The organism is Roseovarius halophilus (ex Wu et al. 2025), from assembly GCF_047086965.1.
Map to the genome: position 1 here is coordinate 1 of NZ_JBKOTX010000343.1, position 3,607 is coordinate 3,607.

The window sequence follows — 3,607 nt, forward strand, 5'->3', positions numbered from 1 at the left end:
CCATCGGTGCCCACCAGCTTCACGGTCCCGGCCTCGACCGCCTCGGGGCGCTCGGTCGTGTCCCGCATCACCAGGACCGGCTTGCCGAGCGAGGGCGCCTCCTCCTGCACGCCACCCGAGTCGGTGATGATCAGGTGGGCCCGGCGCATCAGCCAGACGAAGGGCAGGTAATCCTGCGGCTCGATCAGGTAGACCTCGGCGGTCTTGCCCAGGATCCGGTTCACCGGATCCTGCACATTGGGGTTGAGATGCACCGGATAGACGATCTGGGCATCGCTCCGCTCGCTGATTTCCCTCAGCGCGCGGCAGATATTCTCGAACCCGTCGCCGAAATTCTCGCGGCGGTGCCCTGTGACGAGGATCATGCGCCGGCTGTCGTCGAGAAAGGGGAATTTCGCCTTCATCTGCGCATCGAGCGTCGGGTCGCCATCGAAGCGGGCCACGATTTCCTGCAGGGCGTCGATGACGGTGTTGCCGGTCACGAAGATGTCGGCATCGTCCACGTTCTCGGCCAGCAGGCTCTGGCGCGAGGTCGCCGTGGGGGCGAAATGCATGTCGGCGACGCGCCCCACGATCATGCGGTTCATCTCTTCCGGCCAGGGGGCGTAGATATTGCCTGTCCGCAGGCCGGCTTCCACGTGGCCGACGGGGATCTGGGCGTAGAACGCGGCGAGGGCACCGGCCATGGTCGTGGTGGTGTCGCCATGCACCAGAAGGCGATCGTACCGGCCTTCCTTCAGCAGATCGCGCAGCGACAGCAGGATGTTGGAGGTTATGTCGGTCAGATCCTGTCCGGGCTTCATCACGTCAAGGTCGAAGTCCGGCTCGATCCCGAAAAGCGCGAGAACCTGGTCGAGCATCTGGCGGTGCTGCGCCGTCACGCAGACATCAACGTCGAGCCCGTCCGTCGCTTGCAAGCGCTTGATGACCGGGGCCATCTTGATCGCTTCGGGCCTGGTGCCGAAAACAATGAGAATTTTCAAACCGGGCTCTTTCGTCCATACAATGAATTGCTGCAATTGCATTGCCCATTCGGGAAAAGAATACAACCTGAAAATCATGCGCAATACCCCGGCCCGCGGGCGGAATATCGCGGGCCGCGGGGCGTTTTTGCGCCCGAAAGTTGTCAACCGGTCGCCGGCACGGTAGAGCCTCGAAAGCTCTGTGCGGCGTCGCAGAGATCACAACGGGGGCGGTATTTCATGACGCGTAAATTCTTCGGAACCGACGGCATCCGGGGCAAGGCCAACACCCATCCGATGACCGCGGGTTTCATGGTTGACCTGGCCCAGGCGGTCGGGCGGTATTTCAACGCCGACACCAAGACCCATCGCATCGTCATCGGCAAGGATACGCGCCGTTCCTGCTACATGCTGGAAAACGCGCTCACGGCCGGGTTCACCGCCGCCGGCATGGACGTTTTCGCCCTCGGGCCGTTGCCCACGCCGGCGGTCGGCCTGCTCACCCATTCCATGCGGGCTGACCTGGGCGTGATGATCTCGGCCTCGCACAACCCCTACCACGACAACGGTATCAAGTTCTTCGGTCCCGACGGGTACAAGCTGTCGGACGCGGCCGAGACCGAGATCGAGGCCTTCCTGGCCGAAGGGGCCACCGGGGCCCTGTGCGACCAGCAACTGGGCCGGGTGACACGGGTCAACGATTCCGCGGGCCGCTACGTGGAATACGCCAAGACGACCGTGCCCGACCGCACCCGGTTCCACGGTCTCAAGGTGGTGCTCGACTGCGCCAACGGGGCGGCCTATGCCGCCGCCCCCGAACTGCTCTGGGAACTGGGCGCCGAGGTTATCCCGCTCGGGGTGTCCCCCGACGGCTACAACATCAATGCGGGTTGTGGCTCGACCGATCCGGCACAGGCGGCGCGAACGGTGCGCGAGACGGGGGCCGACGCGGCGATCTGCCTTGATGGCGATGCTGACCGGATCATCGTGCTGGATGAAACCGGGGCCGTCGTGGACGGCGACCAGATCATGGCGCTGCTGGCCGGGCACTGGGCCCGGACGGGGCGGCTCAGGCACAACACGCTCGTTGCCACGGTGATGTCCAATCTGGGGCTGGAGCGGCACCTGGCCACCCAGGGGATCACGCTGCGCCGCACGCCCGTGGGCGACCGATACGTCGTCGAGGAAATGCGCGCGGGCGGCTTCAACATGGGTGGTGAGCAATCAGGCCATATCGTGCTGGCCGATCACGCCACGACAGGCGACGGGCTGGTCGCCGGGCTGCAATTCCTGGCCCTGTTGAAGGAAAGCGGGGAAACGGCAAGCAGACTGACCCGCCAGTTCGAGCCGGTACCCCAGCTTTTGCGGAACGTGCGCTACGGGGCCGGCAACACGCCCCTGGAGCACGAGGCCGTACGCGAGGCCATTTCTCAAGGCGAGGAACAGCTGGGCGGGGACGGGCGGCTTCTGATCCGCAAGTCGGGAACCGAACCGCTGATCCGCGTGATGGGCGAAAGCCTCGATCCGGCGCTGCTGGAAAGGGTCGTCGACCGGATCGCGGAAAAAGTCGCCCTTTACGGCTGACCGGTGGTTCGCGTGCCGAAAGGGGCTGCACGGGCATCGGGGCACGATGACGTCCGGGCCTGACCGGAACGGGCCCGTGGCCCGCGGCATGGCCCTGGCCGGGCGTTTCCTTGCGGAGGCGGGCCACGAGAGTGCGCTCGGTATCCTGCGCGAGGCGGCGGATCTGCGGCCCGACCCGCGCACATTGGGGGCCTATTGCAAGGGCGCCCTTGCCCTTTACGATCCGGAACGCCTGGAAGAGGCCCTGTCGCTGGCCGAGGCGAAGGGAGGCGATGATCCCGGCCTTCAGGCCCTGGTGGACGATATCCGCGCCGGCCCGTGGCGGGCTATGGCACTGGCCCGGCGCCTGGACGAACGTCATGCCCGGGATTTCGCGCCCGTGCCCGGGCGCATACTTTACATGCTGCACAAATCCCTGCCCCATGCGAGCGACGGCTATGCCACCCGCAGCCACGGGTTGGCCCGGGCACTGCTGGAGCAGGGAACGGATCTTGTCTGCCTGACCCGGCCGGGATTTCCGTTCGACCTCTTTCCCGGCGACGATCCCGGCGCGGAGCTCCCCCCCGTCGAAGAGGTCGACGGCGTTCGATACCATCGCCTTGCCGATCCGTCGCGTACGGCCTGGCCGCGCCGGCCCACTGATCACATGGCCCATGCCTCCGTCGACTACCTGGAACAGGCGGCCGAACGTATAGGCGAGGCGATCCGCCACCACCGCCCGGCCTGCGTGGTGGCGGCCTCGAACCACACGACCGCCCTGCCCGCCTGCCTTGCCGCCCATGGCGCCGGCCTGCCCTTCATCTACGAAACGCGCGGGTTCTGGGAGATCACCCATGCCTCCCGCGACCCGGCCTATGCCCTGACGGTGACCGGGCGCCAGGAGCGGTTCCTGGAGACCGCGACGGCCCGCGCGGCCGAGGCGGTGCTGACCCTGACCGACCCGATGCGCGCGGAGCTGGAAAACAGGGGCGTCGCCCCCGATCGTATCGGGATGGTGCCCAATGCCTGCGATCCCGCCCGGTTCAGACCGCTTGCGCGGGACGAGGGGCTGATGCGGCGGC

Annotated in this window: 3 protein-coding genes; 2 read left to right on the forward strand and 1 reads right to left on the reverse strand. The window is 66.7% G+C overall.

The genetic code is table 11. The features are described 5' to 3' along the window. Positions 1–983: non-hydrolyzing UDP-N-acetylglucosamine 2-epimerase (gene wecB / locus ACH107_RS31005; protein WP_412509523.1), on the reverse strand; the 983-nt coding region annotated here is incomplete at its 3' end. A 219-nt stretch (positions 984–1,202) separates the two neighbouring features. Here wecB and glmM point away from each other — a divergent pair. Together glmM and ACH107_RS31015 are read left to right on the forward strand one after the other, a co-directional pair. Beyond that, positions 1,203–2,546: a phosphoglucosamine mutase gene (gene glmM, locus ACH107_RS31010; protein ID WP_412509524.1), complete on the forward strand. Its 1,344-nt coding sequence runs from the start codon at positions 1,203–1,205 to the stop codon at positions 2,544–2,546. Positions 2,547–2,622: 76 nt separating this feature from the next. After that, on the forward strand, positions 2,623–3,607 hold a 985-nt coding region (locus ACH107_RS31015; protein WP_412509525.1), incomplete at its 3' end, for a glycosyltransferase.